Origin of the sequence: Lysobacter enzymogenes, from assembly GCF_017355525.1 — a bacterium.
In the GTDB taxonomy this organism is placed as follows: Bacteria; Pseudomonadota; Gammaproteobacteria; order Xanthomonadales; family Xanthomonadaceae; genus Lysobacter; species Lysobacter enzymogenes_C.
The window spans coordinates 647,638-672,309 of sequence record NZ_CP067395.1 but is presented as its reverse complement, the minus strand read 5'-3'; the positions used below and the strand labels follow the sequence as shown (position 1 = coordinate 672,309).

12 protein-coding genes are annotated in these 24,672 nt (G+C 69.7%); all 12 read right to left on the bottom strand.

Translation table 11 applies throughout. From position 1 onward, the window contains the following. Positions 1-4: 4 nt before the first annotated feature. A complete protein-coding gene (locus JHW38_RS02830; protein ID WP_207524522.1) occupies positions 5-1,063 on the bottom strand; it encodes a response regulator in 1,059 nt (352 codons plus the stop codon). Between the two features lie 390 nt (positions 1,064-1,453). Beyond that, complete coding sequence (gene lysS, locus JHW38_RS02825) at positions 1,454-2,971, bottom strand: lysine--tRNA ligase (RefSeq protein WP_207524521.1); 1,518 nt, start codon at positions 2,969-2,971, stop codon at positions 1,454-1,456. A 317-nt stretch (positions 2,972-3,288) separates the two neighbouring features. Next, positions 3,289-4,417 (bottom strand): peptide chain release factor 2 gene (prfB, locus tag JHW38_RS02820; protein ID WP_207524520.1). Its coding sequence is split into 2 segments (ribosomal slippage): positions 3,289-4,341 and positions 4,343-4,417, totalling 1,128 coding nucleotides; the frame shifts between segments, so codons are not numbered across the junction. A 253-nt stretch (positions 4,418-4,670) separates the two neighbouring features. After that, positions 4,671-7,634 (bottom strand): VIT domain-containing protein, encoded by a 2,964-nt coding sequence (locus JHW38_RS02815; protein WP_242691153.1) that lies wholly within the window; start codon positions 7,632-7,634, stop codon positions 4,671-4,673. A 339-nt stretch (positions 7,635-7,973) separates the two neighbouring features. Continuing rightward, positions 7,974-10,619 carry a beta-mannosidase gene (locus JHW38_RS02810; protein ID WP_242691151.1) on the bottom strand — a complete coding sequence of 882 codons (2,646 nt, stop codon included), beginning with the start codon at positions 10,617-10,619 and terminating at the stop codon, positions 7,974-7,976. A gap of 342 nt (positions 10,620-10,961) precedes the next feature. Next, positions 10,962-13,829 (bottom strand): TonB-dependent receptor plug domain-containing protein, encoded by a 2,868-nt coding sequence (locus JHW38_RS02805; protein WP_207524519.1) that lies wholly within the window; start codon positions 13,827-13,829, stop codon positions 10,962-10,964. Between the two features lie 258 nt (positions 13,830-14,087). Further along, complete coding sequence (locus tag JHW38_RS02800; protein ID WP_207524518.1) at positions 14,088-16,499, bottom strand: family 20 glycosylhydrolase; 2,412 nt, start codon at positions 16,497-16,499, stop codon at positions 14,088-14,090. A gap of 155 nt (positions 16,500-16,654) precedes the next feature. Beyond that, entirely contained in the window at positions 16,655-19,129 is a 2,475-nt protein-coding gene (locus tag JHW38_RS02795) for a GH92 family glycosyl hydrolase (RefSeq protein ID WP_207524517.1), read from the bottom strand. A gap of 69 nt (positions 19,130-19,198) precedes the next feature. Next, positions 19,199-22,072 (bottom strand): TonB-dependent receptor plug domain-containing protein, encoded by a 2,874-nt coding sequence (locus JHW38_RS02790; protein ID WP_207524516.1) that lies wholly within the window; start codon positions 22,070-22,072, stop codon positions 19,199-19,201. Between the two features lie 446 nt (positions 22,073-22,518). Next, complete coding sequence (locus JHW38_RS02785; RefSeq protein ID WP_207524515.1) at positions 22,519-22,830, bottom strand: hypothetical protein; 312 nt, start codon at positions 22,828-22,830, stop codon at positions 22,519-22,521. Positions 22,831-22,837: 7 nt separating this feature from the next. Further along, positions 22,838-23,575: a copper homeostasis protein CutC gene (locus JHW38_RS02780; protein WP_207524514.1), complete on the bottom strand. Its 738-nt coding sequence runs from the start codon at positions 23,573-23,575 to the stop codon at positions 22,838-22,840. Between the two features lie 60 nt (positions 23,576-23,635). Continuing rightward, complete coding sequence (locus JHW38_RS02775; RefSeq protein WP_207524513.1) at positions 23,636-24,670, bottom strand: N(4)-(beta-N-acetylglucosaminyl)-L-asparaginase; 1,035 nt, start codon at positions 24,668-24,670, stop codon at positions 23,636-23,638. Positions 24,671-24,672 lie beyond the last annotated feature (2 nt).

The following is a 24,672-nucleotide window of genomic DNA, read 5'->3' as shown; positions in this document are numbered from 1 at the left end:
GGATTTACTCCAGGCCGGGCCTGTTCGGTACCGTGGAATACCGGGTGCACAACTCGTCCAGGCGGGTGCGGCTGCGGATCAACGCGTCCACGCAGCGCGGGTCGAACAGGCGGCCGCGCTGGGCGTACAGGTAACCCAGCGCCGCGTCCACGTCCCACGCCTTCTTGTACGGACGCGGCGAGATCAGCGCGTCGAACACGTCGGCTACCGCCACGATACGCGCTTCCAGCGGAATTTCCTCGCCGACCAGCCCGTCCGGGTAGCCGGAACCATCGTAGCGCTCATGGTGGCGCAAGGCGATCAGCGCGCCGGCCTGGATGAAGCGGTTCTGGCTGCCGCTGAGCAGTTCGTAGCCGATCTTGGGGTGGCGGCGCATGATCGCGGTCTCCTCCTCGGTCAGCGGGCCGGGCTTCATCAGCACCGCGTCGGGGATCGCGATCTTGCCGATGTCGTGCAGCGGCGCGGCCATCTCGATGACCCGGATCTCGTCCTCGAACATGCCCAGCTGCTCGGCGATCAGGCCGGCGATGTGGGCCATCCGCTCCAGGTAGGCGCTGGTGCCGGCGTCGCGGAACTCGATCGCCCGCGCCAGCCTTGAGAGGGTCTCGCGCTCGCGCTCCTCGACCTCGTGCATGCTCGACAGCAGCCGCTGCTCCAGCGACAGCGCGCGCTGCTTGACGTTCTCGGACTGCTGGCGCAGCGCCAGCAGGTTGCGGCAACGCGCGCGCAGTTCGCGCGGGCGCACCGGCTTGACCAGGAAGTCGATGACCCCGGCCTCGAGCGCGGCCTGCCGCACCGGTTCGTCGCCGACCACGGTGACCAGGATGATGGGGATGTCGCGGTGCATCGGCAGGCGGCGGAAGCGGCGGGCGAATTCCAGGCCGTCGATGCCGGGCATGCGGTAGTCGAGCAGCAACAGGTCGGGCTGGTGGCTTTCGCACCAGGCCAGCGCGGCTTCGGGCTCGCCGAAGTCGTGCACCTGCAGCTCGGACGCAATGTCCTCGATGATGTGGCGCAGCATCGTCCTGGCGGACGCTTGGTCATCGACGATAACGACGTTCACTCAGCGGTATCCGTAGTGAGGCCGCCCCCTGCGGCTGCCGACCTGCGAGCATACTCTGCCGCGTCGCCCCGGGGCAGCCGCCGAAAGTCCCGGCGCACCCAGTGTGAGCCGGCATTCACGTGAACGCTGCGCTCAATGCGCGGCGTTCATCACGTTTTGTACGCAAACCGGAATAGGTAACGGCCAGCGCGAACTGGCCGCTGCCGATGATGCACGACGTTGTGGCGCAACGCCCTGGGCCGAGCCGGCTCAGTGCGGCCGCGCGACCGGTGTGTTGAGCGCAGTGTGCGGCGGCCGGGTCTCAGGCCCTGCGATGCCTTGCGCGGCCCGCCTGCGCTGCGGACCGGCGGCGCCGGGATCGGCAGGTTCCGAGCCCGGCGCCGGTGGTTTTCAGCCGCCCGTTTCCGGACGCATGTACGGGAACAGCAGCACGTCGCGGATCGAGGACGAGCCGGTCAGCAGCATCACCAGCCGGTCGATGCCGACGCCGAGGCCGCCGGTCGGCGGCAGCCCGACTTCGAGCGCGCGGATGTAGTCGGCGTCGAAGTGCATGGCTTCGTCGTCGCCGCCTTCCTTCTGCGCCACCTGCGCCTGGAAGCGCGCGGCCTGGTCTTCGGGGTCGTTGAGCTCGGAGAAGCCGTTCGCCAGTTCCTTGCCGCCGACGAACAGTTCGAACCGGTCGGTCAGTTCCGGATCCAGGTCGTTGGCGCGCGCCAGCGGGCTGACTTCGACCGGGTGGTCGGTGATGAAGGTCGGCTGGATCAGGGTGTGCTCGACGGTCTTCTCGAAGATTTCCAGCAGCAGCTTGCCCCAGCCGTAGGACGGCTTGACCGCGACCTTCAGGCGCGCGCCGTGGGCGCGCATCGCGTCCAGGTCGCGCAGGTCCTCGCGCTTGATCTCGGGGTTGTGCTCGAGCACCGCATCGGTCATCGACCAACGCCGGAACGCCGGGCCCAGGTCGATGGCGTTGCCGTCCCACTCGACCTGCGTGGTGCCCAGCACTTCCTGCGCGGCGTCGCGGATCACCGACTCGGTCAGGTCCATGATCTCGTTGTAGGTGGCGTAGGCCTCGTACAGTTCGAGCATGGTGAATTCGGGGTTGTGCCGGGTCGACACGCCCTCGTTGCGGAAGTTGCGGTTGATCTCGTAGACCCGCTCCAGGCCGCCGACGGTCAGGCGCTTGAGGTAGAGCTCCGGCGCCACGCGCAGGTACAGCTGCAGGTCGAGCGCGTTGTGGTGGGTCGTGAACGGCTTGGCCGCGGCGCCGCCGGGGATGTAATGCATCATCGGCGTTTCCACTTCCAGGAAGCGGCGCGCGTCGAGCCAGGCGCGGATCGCGCGGATGATCTTGGAGCGCTTGACGAACACGTCGCGCGATTCGGGCGAGACGATCAGGTCGACGTAGCGCTGGCGGTAGCGTTGTTCGACGTCGGCCAGGCCGTGGAACTTGTCCGGCAGCGGGCGCAGCGCCTTGGTCAGCAGGCGCAGCGATTCGGCCTTGACCGACAGTTCGCCGGTCTTGGTCCGGGTCAGCGGGCCTTCGGCGGCGACGATGTCGCCGACGTCCCAGCCCTTGAACTTGTCGTAGGTTTCGCCGAGCGCGTTGGACTGCAGGAACAGCTGGATGCGCCCGGACTCGTCCTGGATCTGGACGAAGCTGGCCTTGCCCATGACCCGCTTGAGCAGGATGCGGCCGGCGACGGCGACGCGATGGGCCTGCGCGTCGAGCGCGTCCTGAGTCCACTGCTCGGCGTCGGCGTAGCGCTCATGCAGGTCGCCGACGTAATCGCCGCGGCGGAAATCGTTCGGAAACGCGATCCCCTCGCCGCGCAGCGCCGTGAGTTTCGCCCGGCGCTCGGCGATCAGGTGGTTCTCGTCGATGGGCGGCAGCTGGGTATCGTCGGTCATGGTCTTGGCGATGCGGATGGGGGATGCGTGAGGGGGCAGATTACTGAAGTCCGGCGGCGCTTGCGCGAAAGGCCGGTCGCGGACGGCGGGCGATCCGGCCGGGCCGGGATCGGGAATCTGCGTCGAAAGGATGCCGCGGTGAAGCCCTGGGTTCCCGCTTTCGCGGGAACGGCGGTGGGAGGGACATGCAGGGCGCGCAACAGCGCGAGCCAACGGAACGGACGCGGGGCGGACGCGGGAAGCCGGAGAACGCCGCGGACGCGCTGTGGCGCCCGGGGCCGGGCCGCAGACGGCGTCGCCGCCTGCGGCCGCGCGGCTTACACCGCGTCGGAGCGTTTCGAACCCACTTGCAGGCCGGCCTTGAGGCTGGCCTCGACGAACTCGTCGAGATCGCCGTCGAGCACTTTCTGGGTGTCGCTGCGCTCGATGCCGGTGCGCAGGTCCTTGATCCGGCTCTGGTCGAGCACGTAGTTGCGAATCTGGCTGCCCCAGCCGATGTCGGACTTGGTCGCCTCGACCGCGTCGCGCTCGGCGTTGCGCTTCTGGATTTCCAGCTCGTACAACTTCGCCGCCAGCATCTTCATCGCGCGGTCGCGGTTGGCGTGCTGGCTGCGCTCGGTCTGGCACGCCACCACGATCCCGCTGGGGACGTGGGTGATGCGCACCGCCGATTCGGTCTTGTTGACGTGCTGGCCGCCGGCGCCCGAGGAGCGGTACACGTCGGTCTTCAGGTCGGCCGGATTGATCTCGATGTCGATCTTGTCGTCGACTTCCGGCGACACGAACACCGAGGTGAAGCTGGTGTGGCGGCGGTTGTCGGAGTCGAACGGCGACTTGCGCACCAGCCGGTGCACGCCGGTTTCGGTCTTGAGCCAACCGTAGGCGAAATCGCCTTCGACGCGGAACGTGGCCGACTTGATCCCGGCGACGTCGCCGCCGCTGACTTCCATCAGCTCGGCCTTCCAGCCGCGCGACTCGGCCCAGCGCAGGTACATGCGCAGCAGGATTTCGGCCCAGTCCTGGGCCTCGGTGCCGCCGGCGCCGGCCTGGATGTCGACGAACGCGAACGCGCTGTCCATCTGCCCGGAGAACATGCGGCGGAACTCGAGCTTCTCGACTTCCTTGGCGTAGCGGTCGACGTCGTCGACCACCGCCTGCGCGGTGGACTCGTCGTCTTCCATCTCGGCCAGTTCCAGCAGCTCCAGGCCGCCGACCAGACCCTCGGTGAGGGTGTGGATGCCGTTGACGACCTTTTCCAGCGCAGCGCGCTCGCGGCCGAGATTCTGCGCCCGTTCGGCGTCGTTCCAGACGTCGGGGCTTTCCAGCTCGCGGTTTACTTCTTCCAGGCGCTCGACTTTGGCGTCGTAGTCAAAGATACCCCCTGAGCGAATCCAGCCGGCCCTTGAGGTCGGCGATTCGCTGGCGGACGGGATTGAGTTCGATCATGTCCGGGTGTGTGGTTGTGCGGATGAACCGGCGATTCTAGCAGGTCGTTCGCGGGTCCGGCCGCCCCCTGTAGGAGCGGCGCGAGCCGCGACAACGCCCTCGCCCGCTGCGGCGCCACCGGCCGCGGCCCGCGCGGCGGCGGGCCGCGGGGACGCGGGAGGGTCGGGCTTCGTGCGTTCGGCGCGGCGGGCGGGGGCGCGGTCGCGGCTTGCGCCGCTCCTACAGGGAGCCACCGCCGCCGCGTCGAGACCGGCTACTTCACTTCGAACTCGCCGACCAGCACGGTGTCCTTGGCGTTCTTCAGGCGCAGGGCGATCTTGCGGTCCTGCTGCCCCGCCCCGCCGAAGCCAGTGCTGAGCCACAGCTGCACGGTGGTCGCGCCGGTCACCAGTTGCTGGCGGTCGCCGAAGAAGTTGGCTTCGACCTTGTACTTGCCGGGCTTGGGCTTGCGCAGCGAGAACTCCTCGGGGCCGTAGCCGCCGGTGAAGTCGTCGGTGATGCGGCCGCCCTGGTAGGTCAGCTTGTGGCTGTAGAAGCACTTCTCGCCGTTGGGGTCGGTGACCCACAGGTCCATGTCGGAGTTGTCGCTGTCCCAGCTCAGCACCGCGCGCAGGCCCAGCGGCAGGTTGCGGCGCAGGCGTTCGTCGACCCGGCTCAGATCGACCTGGGACGGATGCGCGGCGGCGATGGCGTTGAGCTCGGCCAGGGCGATTTCCTCGATCCCCGGGAAGCGCGAATCCCACTGGCGCTCGGCCACTTCATACAGAGTGTCGACCGCACGCTGGTACTGGCCGGCCGCGGCCAGGGCCAGGCCGAGGTCGCGGAAGCTCTGCGGCTCGTCTTCGGCCAGGCGCAGCACGCGCTCGAACACCGGCACCGCCAGCGCCGGCTCGCCGGCCTGCAGCAGGCGGTAGCCGAGCACGCGCAGCACCTGGCGGTTCTCCAGCTCCAGCTCGGCCAGGTTCGACAGCACCCGCAGCGCCAGCGCGCGCTGGCCCTTTTCTTCCAGCACGTCGGCGACGTCGAGGTAGAACGCAGTGCTGGCGGCGTGCGAATCGCGCTCGTCCAGGTACAGCCGGTAGACCTGATCGGCCGGGGCCGCGCGCAGGCGGCGGGCATACGGCGAATCGGGCTGCCACGGCTGCAGGGCGATGCTGGCGCCGCGGCCATCGTCGCCGCCGGCCTTGGCTTCGCGCTCGATTCTGCTGCCGGTGACGACGATCGCGTCCAGCGCCGGAGCCGCAGCCTCCTGCATCATCGGTTCGGCCGCCGGCGCCGGCGGGGCCGCCGCCACCGGCGCGTCGGGCAACGAGGCCGCCGCGTCGGCCACCGCGGCCGGCGCGTAGCCGAGGTTGTTCTGCGTGCGGGTGCGGGCCAACTGCCCGGCGACCGCACCGCCGACCTTGGCCGGCGTGGGCGGCGGTGGCAGCGCGCCCTTGGGCCAGTCGCGCTGCCACCATTCCATCCGCCGCGCGTACAGGCCGGCGACGCGGTCCAGGCTGGCCTTGCGGGTGCCGTCGCGCTCGGCCGCCTGCGCGGCCTTGAGCCGCTGGAACTCGTCCTGGCGCTCAGGCGGCAGGATGTCGTAGCGCACGTAGTCGGCGAGCTCGTCGAGCACGATCAGCGAGGTTTCGCCGGTGACCACGCCGAAGCGCTGGCCGAGCCGGGCGATCGCGGCGCGGTTGAGCTCGGGCTCGGCTTCGAGCTTGCCGATCTGCCAGTTCGCCCACAGCCGCGCCGGGAATGCGCTGGCCGGCGCGTCAGCGTCGATGGCGACGCTGAGGCTGCGCCGCGCCTCGCCGTCGAGCAGGCTCAGTTTCAACTCGGCGCGCGCGTCGCGCAGGCGGCCGGCGACGCGCAGCATGCCGTCTTCGGCGAACGGCGCGGCCAGGGTCAGCTCGTCGGCGCCGAGCGCTTCCACGCCGAGTACCCTCGGCGGCTCCTGCAACAGTTCCGCGGCGACGCGGTCGAGCTCGCCGGCGCGCTGCCAGCTGATGAAGCGTCCGCCGCTGATCTGGGCCAAGGCGCGCAGGCGTCCGGCGTCGACGTGGGCGCCGGCCGAATTCAACGCGTACAGCCGCTGCCGGTGTTGGAACGCGGGGAAGCCTTCGCTGCCGAAATTGAACAGCCCGTCGCCGAACAGCAGGTACTCGCCGATATCGGCGCGCGGCGTCCAGCCGCCGGGCGCGCTGGCGCCGTCGTAGACCGTGCTTTGCAGTTCGCGGCGCAGCGCCGACCAGTCGCCGTTCTCGATCCGGAACGCACGCGGCGCCTCGGCGCGTTCGCGCAGTCGGATCAGGCTGACGTCTACGCGGCCGGCGCGGCGGAAATAGCGATCCAGCAAGGCCAGTTCGCTGGCGTGGTCGCGCTTGCGGCCCGAGGCCGAGCTGTCCCACAGCAAGCCGACCGACGCCGGCAGCGTGCGCGGCGCGGCGGCGCCGGGCATCGGCACTTCGGCGAGGAAATAGCGTTCGCCGGCGTAGTCCTGGACATACGCGCGCGGCTGCGTCGCGGCCGCTGTGCTGACTGCCAGCGCAGCGCCGGCCGGCACCCGCGCCAGGCTCAGGCGATAGCCGCCGGCGGCTTTGTCGATGCGCGCGTCGCCGCCCAGCCCTTCCACCCGCGGCTGTTCGGCGCTGCGCAGTTGCAGCTCGAAACGGCCGGCATAGGCGGCGAACGCCAGCGGCAGGTCGAAGCGCCAGCGGCCGTCGTGGCGGCGCAGCGCCTCGCGCAGTTCCAGCCGCACCCGGCGCGTGCCCTGGGCCGGGATCGGATAGATGCGCAGCTTGAATTGATTGCCGGCGGTGCGCTCCAGCAGCGCCGGGTCGGCGCCGCGGCGCTCGATCGCCTCGAACACCGCGCGGCCCTTGTCCTTGGGCACCGGCACCGCCGGACGCAGCTTGCCGTCGATGTCGAGGGCGAAGCCGTCGACCTGCTGGCCCTCGCTCAGTGGGAACTGCAATTCGCCTTCGAGCACGCGGTTGTTGGGATTGCGGAACACCAGCTCGATCGCGGTGTGGGCCAGGCCGCCGGTCAGTTCGGCGTCGATGCGCGCGGATTCGAGCCGGATCGGGGTTTCGGCCTCGCGCGCGAGCAACAGCGGCGGCAGCGGCGGCGCGATCAGGTCGCGGCGGATGTGGGGTTGGCCGATCGCGGCCAGTCCGGTGGGCAGGGCCAGCAGCAGGCCGGCGAAGGTGGCGGAGAGGCGGGAAGTCACCGGATTGCGTCCTTGTCGTATGCGATGAGGCTGTCAACGCGCGAGCCGGCGCGATGGGGTCGGCCGGTCCTGGGCACAGACTGGGAGAATCCTTCGCGGCGTACAAGCGTCGCGCGCGGGCGGGCGCGCCGGGGGCGGACGCGAGGCGCGAGGCGCGGGCCGCACGCCGGAGAGAACAAAGGTCGGGTGGGTTGCGGCTTGCGCCGGAACGACGGCGCGGGAACCCGCGCGGTTTCGCCGGCGACGCCGGGCGCGCGGATCGAGCGCTGCGGGCCGGGCGCGCCGGCCACAGCGCTCGCGAACGGGCGACGGCGCGAGCGCGCCGCCGCCCTCGCCGCCTCAGCGGCGGTACAACGAACGCAGGCTCAGCGCGCGCTGCAGGCTGTCGAGGTCGGCCGGCGATTTCAGCGCGATCTCGACCGTCTCGCTCGGCAACAGGGTCAGCGCGTTGTCGGCGAGCTCGACGTCGCGGTCGCCGAAGTCGATCCACACCGCGCGCGCCAGCGTGTCGGCGTGCAGTTGCAAGCGATAGCCGTCGCCGTCGCGGCGCAGCGTCGCCTGCAGCTTCGGGTCGGTCCAGGCCAAGGTCCTGGATTCGCCGAAATAGACCACGTTGCGCGACAGCGTGCGCCCGCCGACGATCAGCTCGAACACCGCCGCGGTGCGGGTCGGGTCGGCGCCGCGCAGCAGCTCGGCGTCGCTCCAACTGCCGGCGCGGGTCGCGCTGAGCGGGGCCAGGGTCGCTTTCTCGCGCTGCTCGTGGCGCAGCGTGCCGTCGAAATCGATGACCTGCAGCCGCCACTCGCCCTGCACCGCCTGCTGGCGATCCGAGATCAGGCTCAGCTCGGTGCGCTGCTGCGCCGGCCGCCGCAGCGCCGCCACTGCGAGCGGCGCGAAGAAGCGCTTGGCGTGGAAATGCAGCGGCTTCCAGCGGCCGAAATAATCCAGGCTGGCCCACGACGCGCCCGGCCAGACATCGTTCAACTGCCAGTACAGCGAACCCATCGTGCGCGGACGCGAGGCGCGGTGGTGCAGCGCGGCCAGTTCGATGCCCTCGGCCTGGACCTGCTGGCTGAGGTAGACGAAGTCGGCGAAATCGCGCGGCTCGCCGTATTCGCCGCGCACGTACTTGAGCAAGCGGGTATTGCCGTCGCCGGCGAGGAATTTCTGATGCGCGCGGATCGTCGGCGTGTCGACCCCCTGCTCCTCAGGCTTGGCGAACGCGCCGATGGTGCGCAGCGACGGCCAGCCCTGCAGGCCGTACTCGGACATGAAGCGCGGGGTTTCGTCGAGATAGGCCGTCGCCGGCAGCGCCGGGCCGCCCCACACGTCCCAGTAGTGCTTGTCGCCGTTGTTGGAATCGTTGGCCTTCTCGCCCAGGTCGTTGCTCGGCGAGCTCGACCAGTACGGCACGCCGGCGCCTTCCTGCGCGACGACTTCGCGCAGGTCCTTGCCGAACAGGGCGACGTAGCCGTTCCAGACTTCTTCGGCGAACTTCGGATCGGCTTCCTTGAGCTTCTTGCCGTGGCCCCAGTCCTTCCAGGCGGTTTCTTCCTCGTTGTTGCCGCACCACAGCACGATGCTGGGGTGGTTGCGCAGCCGGCGCACGTTGTCGCGCGCCTCGGCGACGACGCTGGCGCGGAACTGCGGGTCGAAGCCCGGCGGCATGCCGCCGCCGAACATGAAGTCCTGCCACACCATCAGGCCGAGTTCGTCGGCGAGATCGAAGAAGTCGTCGGACTCGTAGTAACCGCCGCCCCAGTTGCGCAGCATGTTCATGTTGGCGTCGCGCGCGGATTGCAGGTCGCGGCGCAGGCGCTCGCGGGTCACCCGCGCGGGGAACGCGTCGAACGGAATCGCGTTGGCGCCCTTGGCGAAGATCTCGATGCCGTTGACGACGAAGGCGAAGCCCTGCCCCGTCGCGTCCTTCTCGCGCTTGAGTTCGACCCGGCGCAAACCGGTGCGGCGCTGGGCCTGGGCCTGCACGCCGTCGGCGTCGCGCAGGGTCGCCTTGAAGGTGTACAGGGCCTGCTCGCCGTAGCCGACCGGATACCACAGGCGCGGCCGTTCGATCGCCAGCGCCAGCGCGTAACGGTTGCTGCCGGCTTGCAGCTTCACCGGCTGTTGCAGCTTGCCCGGCCGGCCGTCGGGGCCGGCGTACTCGACTTCCAGCGTGGCGGTGCCGGCGGCGGCGCTCTCCACTTCGACCGCCACCTCGCCTTTCGCGCGCTCGCGGCTGACGCTATGCGGCTGCACGTGCAGGTCGGCGATGCGCGCGCGGTCCCAGCTGTCCAGGCGCACGCCGCGCCACAGGCCGGCGGTGACGTAGCGCGGGCCCCAGTCCCAGCCGTAGTGGTAGCCCGGCTTGCGCGCGAAGTTGCCGGTCATCGCGTCCTTGGGTTCGTCGCCATACGGCGAGGGGTAATTGCCGGCGATTTTATTCGGCATCGCCAACACCCGCGGCAACAGCTTGCGGATCGGCGATTCGAACACCACCCGCAACTCGTTGCCGCGCTCGCGCAGGCGGCCGTCGACCGGCACCCGCCAGGTGCGGAAGAAGTTGTCGGCGCGCAGCAGCTCGCGGCCGTTGAGGTAGACGGTGGCGTAGGTGTCGAGGCCGTCGAACACCAGTTCGTTGCGGGTGCGCGCCAGGGTCGCGGCGTCGACGTCGAACGAGGTGCGGTATTCCCAGCCGGCCAGGCCGATCCATTGCAACTGCGCTTCGGCCGCGCCGACGTAGGGATCGACGATCAGTCCCGCCGCGAACAGGTCGGTGTGGACGTGGCCGGGCACGCGCGCGCCGTGCCACTGGGTCGCGTCGCGGTGCGCGGCGGCTTCGGGGTCGTCGGGCAGCAGGCGGAACTGCCAGCCCTGGTGCAGCTCGCGGCTGCCGAGCGGGGCGGCCTGGACGGCGGCGGCGAACAGCAGCAGCGCCACGGCGGCGAGCATCCGCCAGGAGGACGGGAACCGTGCGGTCTGGGGCATGCAATCACCTGTCTGCAGCGGGTCGCGGCGAACGCCGCAACCGGTAAAGGTCGTCGCTGGAATCCAGCGTCGTCGGGGCGTCCGGGCGGCGCGGACGCGGCGCCGGAAAAAGACGGGAGCGCGAGTCCCGCGCTCCCGTTCCGAGTTCCGGACAAGACCTCGCGGCACGCATTCCGAGGGTGGCCGCGAGGGTGTACACCGCCTTGCCCGGGAGGTTCCGCGGCCGCACCGGCGCGCGTCGTCGAACTGACGCGCACCGGCCCGAACGCGGGGTGCTGCCGTCCGCGCGGGCCCGGGCGGCCCGCGCGTCCGATTCGGCGCCGGAACACCGGCTGCGAAGGATCAATCGAACTTGTAAACGAATTCGGCCGAGATTTCACGGCCCACGCGCGAAAACACTCTTTCGTTGGCGTAGGCGAAGAACTTCTTGTACGGGTCCTTGTAATCGGCTTCGTCGAGCAGGTTGTCGATGTACAGGTTGACCCGCGCCTGTTCGGTCAGCTGGTAGCCCGCGGTCAGGTTGAAGTACACCGGCGCCTTGAGCTTGCCGACCATGTGGCAGCTGGTGTCGGTCTGGCCCGGCAGGATCGGCGCGCACTCGTTGTAGTTGTCGCCGTTGACGTGGCCGATGCGGTTGGCGAACAAGGTCGCGTTCCACGGGCCGCGGCTCCAGCTGGCGCTGGCGCGGGCGAAGGTGCGCACTTCCTTGTCGCGGTTCTCCTGCATCGGCGAACCCGGGTCGCGCTGCTCGTTGTTCTTGAGCTGGTTGGTGTAGTTGAACTGGAAGCTGAAATCGCCGAAGCGCGTCGCCGGCAGCTTGTAGCGCGCGGTGAAGTCGACGCCGGCGACTTCGCGGTAGGCGATGTTGATCGGGCCGCTGAACACCGACACCACCTGCCCGATCGGATAGTTCGGATCGGCCACGCCGAACGCGTTGGTGCCCGGCGCGCTGCGGGTCACGCGCGAGACGATGTCGGAACAGGTCGACGAGCCCGGGGTGACCTGCATGCGGTCGCTGGCGCGGCGGGTGCGGCCGTTGCGGCACTGGCTTTCCAGGTCGAGGATGTCGGCGATGTCGAAATCGCGGACCTGGTTGTCGATGGTCATGCGCCAGTAGTCGGCGCTGAACGACAGGTTTTCGGCCGCGTCCCAGACCAGGCCGGCGCTCCACGACTTGCCGGTCTCGCTTTCCAGCTTGAGGTTGCCGGTGCGGGCGATGTTGTGGCGGTAGTACAGCGCCTGCGAGCTGCAATCCGGGCCGAGGCCGCGGTTGATGCAGGTGGCCACGTCGGAGTCTTCCTGGGTGCCGGTGCCGCTGGTGGCGAACAGGTAGTGCATGTCCGGCGCGCGGAAGGTGGTGTTGTAGGCGCCGCGCACCAGTAGGCTTTCGATCGGACGCCATTCGATGCCGGCGTTCCAGGTGAAGTTGCTTTCCTTGCGCGCGTCGTCGTCGTAGCGGTCGAAGCGGCCGGCGCCGGTCACGTCGAGGGTCTTGAACACCGGCACCTTGAATTCGACGCCGACCGCGTAGCGCTTGCGGTCGCCGCCGCCCTGGTTGGTGCCGCCGGGCTGGTCGTAGAGCTTGTTCGCGCCGAAGGTCAGCGGATCGGGGGTCAGGCGATACCCCTGCGAACCGGCCTCGATCACGCCGGCGAAACCGACCGGGCCGGCCGGCAGCTCGAACAGGTCGCCGTTGACCGAGAACTGGGCCTGGTTCATCCACGACTCGGCGCTGCTCTTGCCGCGGGTGGTGAGCTGGCGGAAGGTCTCCGGGCCCATCGGGTTCCAGAACTTGTTCTGGTCCAGCGCGTACACCGGCAGGCCGTTGTTGGTGCCGAGCTGCGGCCCGAGGAAATAATTGTCGACCGCGCCCTGCAGCACGCCCGGGAAACTGAAGTCGACCTTGTACTCGGTGCGGCCGACGGTGGCGTCCCAGTTGAAGCGCTCGCCGAAGCGGCCGCGCAGGCCGGCGGCCAGGTCCCAGGAACGCTCCTTGGTTTCGAACAGGAACGGATCGCGGCTGCCCGCCTCGGGCACGGTGAACGCGCGGCGCGCCTGATAGCTGCGGCCGGTGTTCTGGTCGTAGAACGCGCCGCCGCGGTTGAGTTCGAAGCGCAGCGCTTCGTCCTGGCGCGACTCGCCGGTGCTGTCCCAGACCGAGGCGCTGACCCAGGCCTGCATGCCGTTGTCGAAGTCGTAGTTGAAGTTGCCGAAGCCGGACCGGTTGTCGGAACCGTTGCGCAGGCTCCACAGCGCGTTGCCGCGCGACTGCGAACAGCTCGAACCCGGGAACTCGGGCGCGTTGCCGTCGTTGCCGAGGAAGTTGTGCAGCGGCAGATCCTGGAAGCGGTCGCAGGCGCCGGCCGGCGGAGTGACCCGGCGCTTGGCCGCGGTGTCGATCAGCTCCACGCCCCACACCCACGGCCACGGGTCGTTGACCAGCGGCTTGACCGTCGCCGCGGGTTCCAGATCGGACGCGAGGAAGCCGCGCTGGCCGGCGAAAATGGTTTCGCGGCCGCTGAACTGCACGCCGTAGGTCGCGCTCCACTTGTCGCCGGTGCGGCCGCCGGTCCACGACAGGTCGTAGGAATCGCCGCCGCCGCGGGTGGTGGTGCCGCCCTTGATCCGCACCTCATCGCCATTGAAGTTCTTCTTCATGATGATGTTGATGACGCCGGCCATCGCGTCGGAGCCGTAGATCGCCGAGCCGCCGCTGGCGAGCACTTCGATCCGCTCCACCGCCGACATCGGGATGTTGTTGAAGTTGGCGAAGTTGCCGCGCCCTTCGTACGGCAGCGGGTAGTCGGCGACGCGGCGGCCGTCGATCAGCAGCAGGGTGCGGCCGGGGCCGAGGTTGCGCAGGTTCAGCGGACTGGCGTTCGGCGTGGGGCCCTTGTTGACGTCGGCCTGCACCGAGCCGGTGACTTCGGTCAGCGAGCTCAGCGCCTCGTACACGTTGGCGAAGCCTTCGCGCTTGATCTGCTCGGTGGTGATCACCGTCACCGGCGCCGGGCCTTCGAGTTCGGCGCGCTTGATGCGCGAGCCGGTCACGGTGATCTTGTCGACGGTCTTGGCTTCGCCGGCGGGCGCGGCGTCCTGCGCCTGCGCGGCCAGCGGCAGGTACAAGGCGGCGAGCATGGCGGCGCACAGCGCGTTGCGGCGTGCATCGTACCGGCGGCGTTGCGACGTGCGGTCGTGTTGCTGAGTCATTTGGCTACCCCTCCCAATCGCGGCCGGATTCGACGGCCCAGGTTTGTGTTTTTTGTGGTGACGCGGGCCGCGGTTGCGGCGTTGCGGTGGAACCTTTTATTTGGATCGATCTAAAACATCAACAAAAAAAATCGCGGACCGGCTCGGCAGATGGGCGGCCGGTGTCGGCCACCGGTGCATTGCCGCCGTGCATCCGAGCCGTGTGCGCCGCAGGTGCGCACGGCCCGGCCACCGCCGCCGCGCGTGCGGACGCGGCGTTCAATGCACCGCCTCGCGCAGGTCCAGCGCTTGCAACTCGCCGCCCGGCGCGGCCATGCGCAGGCTCAGGCTCATGCCGCCCTCGCGCTGGTACCAGTCCAGCTGCAGCCGGTGCCAGCCGCGGCGCAGCGGCACTTCGGTCTGCTGCGTGCGGTCGTAGGTCTCGTTGGCGATCGCCTGTTCGCCGTCGAGATACAGCGCGCTGCGGTCGTCGCCCTGCAGGGCGAAGCGGTAGACGCCGTCGGCCGGCACCTGCACGTAGCCGTCGAACTGCACGCCGAACGCGCGGCTGCGGCCGAAGCGCGCCAGGTCCAGCGAATCGGCGGCGCCGGCCTGCGCCGGCGCGCGCGCGCTGGCGTGCAGCATCGTCAGGTCCGAGAACATCGAGTCGAACACGCGGTATTCCAGTCCGGGTTTCGGGTTCGCCGGCTTGGCGACCGCAGGCAGATAACTGCGATAACGCAGCAAGGCCTCGTGCACCCCACTGCGCCGCCCGTCGGCGAGGACGCTGACGGCGCGCAGCCGCACCGGCTTGTCCAGTTCCAGAACGACCTCGAACGGCGCGGCATACACCGCCGCGCCCTCGCCCGGCTCGCTGCCGTCGAGGGTGTAGCGGATCGTCGCGCCGGGCACCGCCGGCGTCAGCGTCGCCGTGTAGCGGTGCGTGCGCGCATCGCCGTGCTGGACGATCAGCGCGTCGTCCAGCCCTTGCGGCGCGGGAATCCGATAGCCGACCGCGTCGCGTTCGAGCAAGGCGAACTGGCCGCGCAGCCGGCGCTGGAAGTCCGGCCACGCGCGCTGCGCCTGCGGCGTCCACGCGACTTCGGCCAGCGCCAGCAGGCGCGGGAACACCATGTACTCGACCATCGCCGGGGTCTTGAGGTGTTCGGTCCAGACGTTGCCCTGCACGCCGAGCACATGCCGCGCCTGCGCCGCGGTCAGCGCCGCCGGCACCGGGTCGTAGGCGTAGACCTTGTCCAGGCTCAGCTCGCCGCCGAGGTTCCACTGTTCCTGCGCGGCCGGGCCCTGGCCGTAATCGAAATAGCAGCACTGGGTCGGAGTCATGACGACGTCGTGGCCCTGCTGCGCGGCCGCGATCCCGCCGGCCTCGCCGCGCCACGACATCACCGTCGCGTCCGGCGCCAGGCCGCCTTCGAGGATCTCGTCCCAGCCGATGATGCGCTTGCCGCGCGAATGCAGGAACTTCTCCATGCGGCGGATGAAATAGCTCTGCAGCTCGTGCTCGTCCTTCAAGCCTTCGCGGCGCATCACCGCCTGCGCCTCGGCGCTGGCCTTCCAGCGCGTCTTCGGCGCTTCGTCGCCGCCGATGTGCAGGTACGGCGCGGGGAAGATCGCGACGACTTCGTCGAGCACGTTCTCCAGGAACTTGAAGGTTGCTTCCTTCGGGCAAAAGATGTCGTCGTACACGCCCCAGTTGGTGCCGACCGCGAACGGGCCCGGCGTGCACGCCAGTTCCGGATACGCCGCCAACGCCGCCAGCGCGTGGCCCGGCATCTCGATTTCCGGAATCACGGTGATGTGGCGGGCGCGCGCATACGCGACCACTTCGCGCGCCTGTTCCTGGGTGTAGAAACCGCCGTACGGCTGGCCGTCGCCGACATAGGGATCGATGTTGCGGCCGACCACGGTTTCCTTGCGCTGCGCGCCGACCGCGGTGAGCTTGGGATAGCGCTTGATTTCCAGGCGCCAGCCCTGGTCGTCGGTGAGGTGCCAGTGGAAGGTGTTGAGCTTGTAGCGCGCCATCTGGTCGAGATAGCGCTTGATGAAGTCCAGCGGGAACAGATGCCGGCCGACGTCCAGGTGCATGCCGCGGTAGGCGAAGCGCGGCGCGTCGTCGATGGTCGTCGCGCCCACCCGCAGCGGCGGCGCGACGCGCGCGGCCGGCAACAGCTGGCGCAAGGTCTGGTAGCCGTAGAACAAACCGGCCGGCGGGCCGGCGAGGCGGATGCCGCGCGCGGTCACTTCGAGCCGGTAGCGCTCGTTGGCGCCGGCGCCGGGCTTGGCCGACGCGGGTTCGGCGACGAACTGCACGTAGCGCGAGGGCTCGTCCTCGCCCTGGTTCGGCTTCGGCGCGCCGCTGCGCACGGTCAGGGTCAGGCCTTGCTGGCTCGCCAGTTCGTCGCGCAGCAGTTGCGCGACGGCGCGGGCTTCGGCGTTGTTGGCGTAGATCGTGGTCGAAGCGTCGAGCGCGAACGCGCCCTCGCCGCGCTGCACGTGCGCGGGCAGCGGGACCAGTTCCGGCGCGAGCGTCGCGGCTTGCGTCGCGGGCGTCGCCGCGTTCGCTGCGGGCGCCACGCCGATGGCGGCGCCGACCATGCCGAACAGCGCCAGCGGCAGGCGCGCGCGGGTCAGTCTGGCGAGGATGCGGCTGTTGGCGAGGGTGGGTTTCATCGTGCGCTGGAGCTCCGTGGGGTGCGGAGGAAGACGGCGGTGCGGCGGTGTCGCGATGAAGCCCTGGATCCCCGCTTTCGCGGGGATGACGGCTGGCGGGGACGTCGGCGGCCCGGGGCTTCATCGCGTTATCGGTTCTTCATCGCGTCATCGATTCACTTCGGCGCCGCGCAGGCCGACACCGGCAGCGCTGCCGCCTGCGTGCCCCACCCGCCCGTAGCCGGTTCCTTGCCGAGTTCGAAGCGCAGCGTGCCGCCGCCGCGCAACGCGCTCCAGTCCAGCCAGACCTTGTCCTGGGCCTTGCCGTCGAAGCTCGCGCCGCGCACGTACTGCACGCCCTGCCCGCTCGCGCCGGGCGCTTCGATGCGCAGGGTCTTGCCGTTGCCCAGGTCCATCTCGACCTTCTCGAAACGCGGCGCGTGCAGCAGCAGCTCGCCGCTGCCCGGCACCGCCGGATACAGGCCGACCGCGCTGAACAGATACCAGGCCGACATGGTGCCGAGGTCGTCGTTGCCGGTGACGCCGTTGGGCGCGTTGGTGAACAGCGTCTGCGCCGCGCGCAGCACCGTCGCGGTCTTCCACGGCTGGCCGATCAGCGTGTACATCCACGGGCTGTGCAGATCGGGCTCGTTGTTCGGGTTGTAGCGATACTGGTTGTAGTAGCTGTACGGCCCGACCACCCACTGCTTGCGCGCGGCGTTGGCCGGATCGGCCAGCAACGCGTCGTAGGCGAAGAACGCGTCCAGGCGCTTGCCGGCCTGCTCGGCGCCGCCCATCGCCGCGACCACGCCGGGCACGTCCTGCTGGGTCAGCCACTGGTACTGCCAGGCGGTGCCTTCGTGGAAACCGTGGTGCGAGCGCGGGCTGTAGCTGCCGTCGGTTTCCGAATAGAACGCGCCGCCGTCGACGCGCGGACGCGGGAAGCCGCGGAAGCCCAGTTCGGGATCGGTCGCGTCCTTGTCCCACACCCGGGTCCAGTTGCGGCCGCGCTCGCGCAGCGTGGCGGCGTCGTCGTTCTTGCCGAGCGCCTGCGCCATCTGCGACAACGCGCAATCGCCGAGCGCGTATTCCAGCGTCGACGAACCGCCGTGGTGCGGATCCACGTCCATGCTCTTGGCCGGGAAGCCGCGATCGTACTGGACGAAGCCGTCCTTGAGATAGCTCGGATTGCCGGCGCGGCCCTGGCTGCGCACCAACGCCGGCGGAATGCCGTACGCGTTCTCGCGCAGCGCTGCGTAGGCCTGTTGCTCGCGGCCTTCGAGCGCGCCGAAGCGCCACAGGTCGACCATGAACGGCGTGACCGGATCGCCGGTCATCACGTTGCTGTCGAAGTTGGCATAGCCCCAGCGCGGCAACCAGCCGTTCTGCTCGTGGATCTTCAGCAGCGACTGGCCGATGTCGCGCGCGCGCTGCGGCCGCAGCATCGCCAGCAGCTGGTTCTGCGAGCGGTAGGTGTCCCACAGCGAGAAATACTCGTAATAGGTCCAGCCCTCGGCCTTGTGTATCTCGGTGTCGTAGCCGCGGTAGCGGCCGTCGCTGTCGCTGCCGGTCAGCGGCTGCAACAGCGAGTGGTACAGCGCGGTGTAGAACACGGTGCGGTCGTCGCCGCTGCCGCCGCTGATCCGCACCGAGTTCAGTTCCTTGCGCCAGGCGTCCTGCGCCTGCTTGCGCATCGCGTCGAACGCCAGCGGCTTGCCGCCGCGCGCGCCTTCGTCGCGCAGGTTGCGGCGCGCGCCGTCCAGGTCGACGTGCGAGATCGCGCTGACCGCGGTCACCGCGCGGTTGCCGGCGGTGTCGAAGGTGAACCAGGCGCCGTGCGGGCGGGTGTCGCCCTGCATGCTCGATTGGCCGCCCGGATGGCCGCCGGCCTCGTCCCAGGTGCCGTGGCTGGCGAAGGGACGGTCGAATTCCATGCGGAACCAGGTGGTGTACTGCTGGCCGCCGCAGAAGCTCTTGGTGGTGATGCGGCCTTCGACCGCGCGGTCGCCGACCACCTCGACGGTGCTGCCGACGACCAGATGGCGCTCGTTGGCCTGCCCGGTGTTGACCAGGATCGTGCCTTGCTTCGCGCCGGCCGGGAACGTGTAGCGTTCGGCCGCCGCGCGCGTCAGCGCGGTGGCTTCGGCCTCGATCGGGCCGGCCGCTTCGCCGGTCAAACGCACCTTGTAGTAGCCGGCTTCGCCGACTTCGCCGTCGTGGCTGTAGGCCGAGCCGTACAGCTTGTGGTCGAAGGACTTGGGCTCCTTGGTGTCGAAGCGCTTGCCCTCGCCGATCTCGCCGGTGGTCGGCAGCACCGACAACTGCCCGCCCTGCTCCCAGCAACCGGCGCCGGACAGGAAAGAGTGGCCGAAGCCGCGGATCTTGGGATCGTCGTAGCGCCAGCCGGTGTAGTGCTCGCCGATCGGGCTGACCTGGATCAGGCCGAACGGCGCCGACGCGCCCGGAAAGGTGTTGCCGTCGTCCTTGCTGCCGATGAAGGTGTTGACCTCGCGCACCGGATCGCCCGCGGGCGCGGCCGCGCTGGCGAACCCCGCGCTCAAGGTCAGGCACACCGCCGCGGCCAAGGGCCGCAGCGCCGCTGCCGCCGTGAATGCCGAACTGCGCGTATGCCGAACCGGTGTGCGAGCCATCGTTGGTCTATCCCTCGTAATGTCGGTGAAAGCCGCGGCGGCGGACGCGCCGCCGCGGCTGCGGTTGCCTTACTTCAGGTCCAGCACGTACTCCACCGCGATCTCGCGCCCGACCGGGCTGAAGATGCGGTCGGCGATGAAGGCGAAGTCGCGCTTGTACGGATCCTTGTCTTCGTTGACCTCGTCGAACAGGTTGCTGACGTAGACGTTGACCTTGGCGTTGTCGGTGATGCGGTAGCCGGCGCTGACGTTCCAGGTGATCGCCGGTCCCACTCGGCCCCAGTACTTCTCGGTCTTCTGGCCGAAGGTCGGGCTGGCCGGATCGGTGTCCACGCAGTTGTCCGAGCTCGGCGCGTAGCCGTCGGCGAAACCGCGGCAGCCGCGGAAACGCACGCTCGGCACGCTGCCGACGCGGTCGGCGTAGACGGTCGCGTTCCAGCGGTCCTTCTGCCAGTTGACGCTGCCGCGGAACTTGCTGCGCGGCTCGTCGGTGCGCTTGTTCTGCATCTGCTCGCTGTCGTCGGTGCGGGTCTCGAGCTTGAGCAGGTTGGTGTAGTTCAGGCCGAGGCTGAAATCGCCGAAGCGCGCGGTGCTGAAGCGGTACTTCAGCGAGGCGTCGATGCCCTGCACGTTGCGCGCGGCGCGGTTGATCGGGCCGGTGCGGATGTCGGTGACCGGGCCGAGCAGCGGGCCGGCGCCGTCGGGATCCGGGCCGCGGGTGACCCGGCCGATCTGCAGGCGGCAGCGGTCGGCGCTCGGCGCGCCGACGCGCGGCTCGCCGCTCGGGGTCTTGCCGGTCAGGCAGTAGGCCTCGTCGAGCAGCACGTCGTTGGCGCCGATGTCGTCGATCTCGTCCTCCAGCTCGATCCGCCAGTAGTCGGTCGACACCGACAGGCCGTCGGCGATGTCCCAGACGAAGCCGGCGGTCCACGAACTGCCGGTTTCGTACTTCAGGTCCGGCGTGCCTTCGCGCGCGATCTGCGCGTCCTCGACCTTGAAGCCGGCGTCCCAGGTGCAGTTGCCCTGCTGTCCGGCGCGCAGGCAGTTGAGGTAATCGGTCTGGTCGGCGACCGAGGTGCTCGGGGTCGCGTAGACGAAGTGCATGTCCGGCGCGCGGAAGCTGGTGGCATAGGTGCCGCGCACCAGCAGGTTCGAGAACGGACGCCATTCCAGGCCGGCGTTGTAGGTCGTGGCGGCGTCGCCGGAGACCGCGTCGTACTTGTCGTAGCGGCCGGCGAGCGACGCGGTCAGGGTGCGGTGCAGCGGGATCTTGAATTCGACGCCGACGGCGTAGTGGTTGCGCGTGCCTTCGCCGCGGTCGAGATTGGCGGTCTGGTCGTACAGGCGGTCGTCGCCGATGGTGTTGGGGTCCGGCGCCAGGCGATAGCCCTGCTTGGCCGCTTCCAACTGGCCGGCGAAGCCGATCGGGCCGGCCCAGCCTTCGAACAGGTCGCCGCTGACGACGAAGTTGGCCGAGGTCAGCCACGACTCGGCGCGGTTCTTGCCGCGGGTGCTGATCGAGGCGTAATCCTGCGGCGAGATCGGGTTCCAGAACCGGTTCTGGTCGAGCCGGTCGCGGTTCGGGCCGAGGAAGAAGCGGTCGCCCTCGGCGATCAGGATCGCCGGGAATTTCTCGTCGACCCGGTACTCGGCGCGGCCGATGCTGAAATCCCAGTCGAAGCGCGAACCGAACTTGCCGCTGAGGCCGACCGCGACGTCCCACGACAGTTCGTCGGAATGGGTGTAGCCGCTTTTGGCCCCGCCGATTTCCTGCGGGGTGAAGCTCTTGACCAGGTCGAGATCGGCGTTGAGGCCGTTGTCGTGGTAGACGCCGTTGGAGCTCCAGCCCGGCATGAAGGTCATGTTCTCGCCGCGCGAGGACCACACGCCGACGCTGGCCCAGCCCTTCATGCCGTTGTCGAAGTCGTAGTTGCCGTAGACGTAGCCGGAGCGGTCTTCGCTGCCGTTGCGCAGGGTCCAGTGCTGGAACACCGCGCTCTGGCCGCATTGCCAGCCGGTGTCGGCGATCGCGCCGGTGTTGCGGTTGAAGGTGCGGCGGTTCTGCAGGAAGAACTCGCCGTTGTATTGGTCGCAGGCGCCGGCCGGCGGCATCAGGCGCTGGCCGGTGCCGGCGTTGAACATGCGGATGCCGACCGAGGGCAGGATGCCGACCGCGCGGTCCTGCGGATTGAGCGACAGCGGCGGCGCGTCGAAATCCGAGTCCATGTAGTCGCGTTCGCCGGCCGGCAGCGCTTCGCGCTTGAAGTACTGCAAGGCGTAGGTGACGCTCCAGTGGTCGCCGCTGCGGCCGCCGGCCCAGGACAGGTCGATGGCGTCGCGGCCGCCTCGCGTGGAAGTGCCGCCGCGGACCTTGATCTGGTCGCCCTGGTATTCCTTCTTCAGGATCACGTTGATGACGCCGGCGACCGCGTCGGAGCCGTAGATCGCCGACGCGCCGCTGGCCAGCACCTCGATGCGCTCGACGATCGCGGTGGGAATGTTGTTGAAGTTGGCGAAGTTGCTCTTGCCCTGGTACGGCAGCGGGTAGTCGACCACGCGCCGGCCGTTGATCAGCAGCAGGCTGCGGCCCGGGCCCATGTTGCGCAGGTTCAGCGGGCTGGCGTTGACGGTGTGCTGGCCCCAGGCGATGTCCGATTCCACCGTGCCCATCGCTTCGGTCAGCGTGGTCAGCGCGTCGTAGACGGTGTTGAAACCTTCCTTCTCGATCTGCGCGGCGGTGATGGTGAACACCGGCGCCGGGCCTTCGATCTCGGCGCGCTTGATGCGCGAGCCGGTCACGGTGACCTTGTCGATCTCGGTGGGCTTGCCGGCGGCGGCGCCGTCGGGCGATTGGGCGGCTTGCGCCTGTGCGGCGACCGGCGCGCACAGGACCGACAGCAGGGCGCAGGTCAATGCGCTGCGTCTGTGGGTGGAATGGCTCATCGTGGCGGTGCTCCCCATGAAGTGGACTGCAATGAACGACCCGTCCTTGGTCCGAAACCCGGCTATTGCGTCTTTTCTATCGATCTAAGACCACGCGCCAGGACGGCTCGAATGAGCGCCCCGGCCTATCCAATCCCCACATTGGATCGATCTAAATTAAGCACGACCTCGCCGCCGGTTGCATGACGCGGCGCAGCAACATGGCTGTGTTAGGCGGCGTCCGGGCGGGCCTCAGGCACTGTGCTGAAGCTAAGTAATTGTTTTGCCGAGACTGGCCTGCCGGAGGGCCGATGCGGGGTCGCGACCGACGGCAGCGGGTGGTGAGTTCGTGCAGCGCAACAAGCGGTGCCGGGCTCGCTGCGCAAACGAAAGGTGTAGCGACAGGCAGCTTTCGTTTTTCGCCCGATCGGGCCTTCATCGCTGCGGCCGGGTGCCGCGATGCCGGCTCAGAACCCGGCAGGCTCGCCGTCGTCGTCGACATAGCGCGCGCCGCCGAGCAAGGCCGGCAACGCGCGCAAGTCGGCGCGCACCGCCGCGCTCAGCGGGGTCATGCACGCCAGCCGCACGCCGGCTTCGCCGAACACCAGCTGCGCCTCGTCCCAGCCCTCGCCCGCGCGGCCGGGATCGCACAGCCAGAGTTCGCCGGCGCCGACGCGGCGGCGAAAACTCGGCAAGGCTTCGGCAGCGTCGACCAGCGCCGCGCGGCGGCGCCGGTAATCGGCCGGGTCGTCCGGCAGCGCGTCGTACTCGTAGCCCACGCGCGCCTCAGCCGCGCAGGGCCGCGACCAGCTCGCGCACGCGTTGCGCGTCGCTCTGGCTCCAGTCCGGCGACAGCCCGGCCAGGGCCTCGTTGCGGTAGCGCATCGCCGAACGCCGCGGCGCCTTGGCCGAGGCGTGCAGCTCGCGCACGCCGGCGCGGCGCGCCAGTGCGGCGATGTTCTGCGGGGTCACCCCGGCGCCGGCCATCAGCGCGACGCGTCCGGCCGCCTGCGCGACCAACGCGGCGATGCGGTCCGCGCCGGCGAACGCGTCGGCGGCGCCGCCGGAGGTCAGGATGCGCTCGCAGCCCAGCGCGACCGCCGCTTCCAGCGCCCTGCCCTGGTCGCGCGCGGCGTCGAACGCACGGTGGAAAGTGATGCCGAGCGATCCGGCCGCGGCGATCTGTTCGCGGCACACCGCCGCGTCGACCTCGCCGTCGGCGTCGAGCGCGCCGATCACTACGCCGTCGCAACCCAACCGCACGCAGGCTTCGATGTCGGCGACCATCGCCGCGCGCTCGGCCTCGTCGTAGAGGAAGTCGCCGCCGCGCGGGCGGATCAGCACGTACAGCGGAATGCGCAGCCTGTCGCGCGCGACCGCCAGCGCGCCGTACGACGGCGTGGTGCCGCCTTCGGCGAGGTTGTCGCACAGCTCGACGCGGTCGGCGCCGCCGTCCTGCGCGGCCAGCGCGGAAGCTAAAGAGCCGGCAGAAATTTCCAGTACAGGTTCATCGATCGCGTTCATGGACTTTGCCTCAGATCGCTGCGCTGTCGCCTGGCGCCCGCATCAAGCCGTTCAAATCCTTCATGTCTGCTCGGTCGCATACACCGACCGCGCATCCAGCAGCGCATCGCGCTTGCCCGCATCGCACACCGCATAGACGAAGCCGCGGTGCAGCGCGTGCGCGCCGACCTCGCCGTGCTTGTTGATCGCCAGGAAGCACACCTGCAAGGTCTTGCTCGCCTGCGGGCGCTTGCGCACCACCCGCTCGATCGCCTCGCGGCAGGCCTCGTCGGGGCTGCGGCCCTGGCGCATCAGCTCCACCACCAGGAAACTCGCGGCGTTGCGCAGCATTTCCTCGCCCACGCCCGAGGCGGTGGCGGCGCCGACTTCGTTGTCGACGTACAGGCCGGCGCCGACGATGGGGCTGTCGCCGACCCGCCCGTGCAGCTTCCAGGCCATGCCGCTGGTGGTGCAGGCGCCGGCGAGCTTGCCGCTGCGGTCGATGGCGAGGATGCCGAGGGTGTCGTGATTGTGCTTGTCGCCGGGCTTGCCCTGGTCGAGGCGCTCGGCGTTGATGACCGGCTGGTACTTCGAAGTCTTGCGCCACTCGTTCCAGGCCGCGCGCGCCTTGTCGGTCAGCAGCGGTTCTTTCGGGAACCCCTGCTCGACCGCGAACTGCTGCGCGCCGGCGCCGACCAGCAATACGTGCGGCGTGCGCTCCATGACCCGGCGCGCGACGCTGACCGGATGGGCGATGTCCTCCAGCGCGGCGACCGCGCCGCAGCGGCCGTCGCCGTCCATGAGGCTGGCGTCGAGGGTCAGCACGCCGTCGCGGTCGGGATTGCCGCAGCGCCCGACCGTGCTGTTGCACAGATCGGCCTCGGCCCAGCGCGCGCCGGCCTCGACCGCGTCGAGCGCCGCCCCGCCTTCGCCCAACACCTTCCACGCCGCCTGGTTGGCGCCCACGCCGAAGTCCCAGGTCGAGACCACGCGCGCGCCGTCGATGGCCTTCGGCGCCGGCGGCGGCGCGGCCTTCGTCTCGGCGGCCAGCGCAGGCAAGGCGGCGGCGCCCGCGGCGATCAGCGAGCTTTGCAGGAAACGGCGGCGTGAGGTCATGG

What these genes read in the sequence shown, in the direction of transcription:
- JHW38_RS02790 (WP_207524516.1), bottom strand. Translation starts at nt 22,072, where the DNA reads ATGAGCCATTCCACCCACAGACGCAGCGCATTGACCTGCGCCCTGCTG.
- JHW38_RS02800 (WP_207524518.1), bottom strand. Translation starts at nt 16,499, where the DNA reads ATGAAACCCACCCTCGCCAACAGCCGCATCCTCGCCAGACTGACCCGC.
- JHW38_RS02775 (WP_207524513.1), bottom strand. Translation starts at nt 24,670, where the DNA reads ATGACCTCACGCCGCCGTTTCCTGCAAAGCTCGCTGATCGCCGCGGGC.
- JHW38_RS02780 (WP_207524514.1), bottom strand. Translation starts at nt 23,575, where the DNA reads ATGAACGCGATCGATGAACCTGTACTGGAAATTTCTGCCGGCTCTTTA.
- JHW38_RS02795 (WP_207524517.1), bottom strand. Translation starts at nt 19,129, where the DNA reads ATGGCTCGCACACCGGTTCGGCATACGCGCAGTTCGGCATTCACGGCG.
- JHW38_RS02810 (WP_242691151.1), bottom strand. Translation starts at nt 10,619, where the DNA reads ATGCCCCAGACCGCACGGTTCCCGTCCTCCTGGCGGATGCTCGCCGCC.
- lysS (WP_207524521.1), bottom strand. Translation starts at nt 2,971, where the DNA reads ATGACCGACGATACCCAGCTGCCGCCCATCGACGAGAACCACCTGATC.
- JHW38_RS02805 (WP_207524519.1), bottom strand. Translation starts at nt 13,829, where the DNA reads ATGACTCAGCAACACGACCGCACGTCGCAACGCCGCCGGTACGATGCA.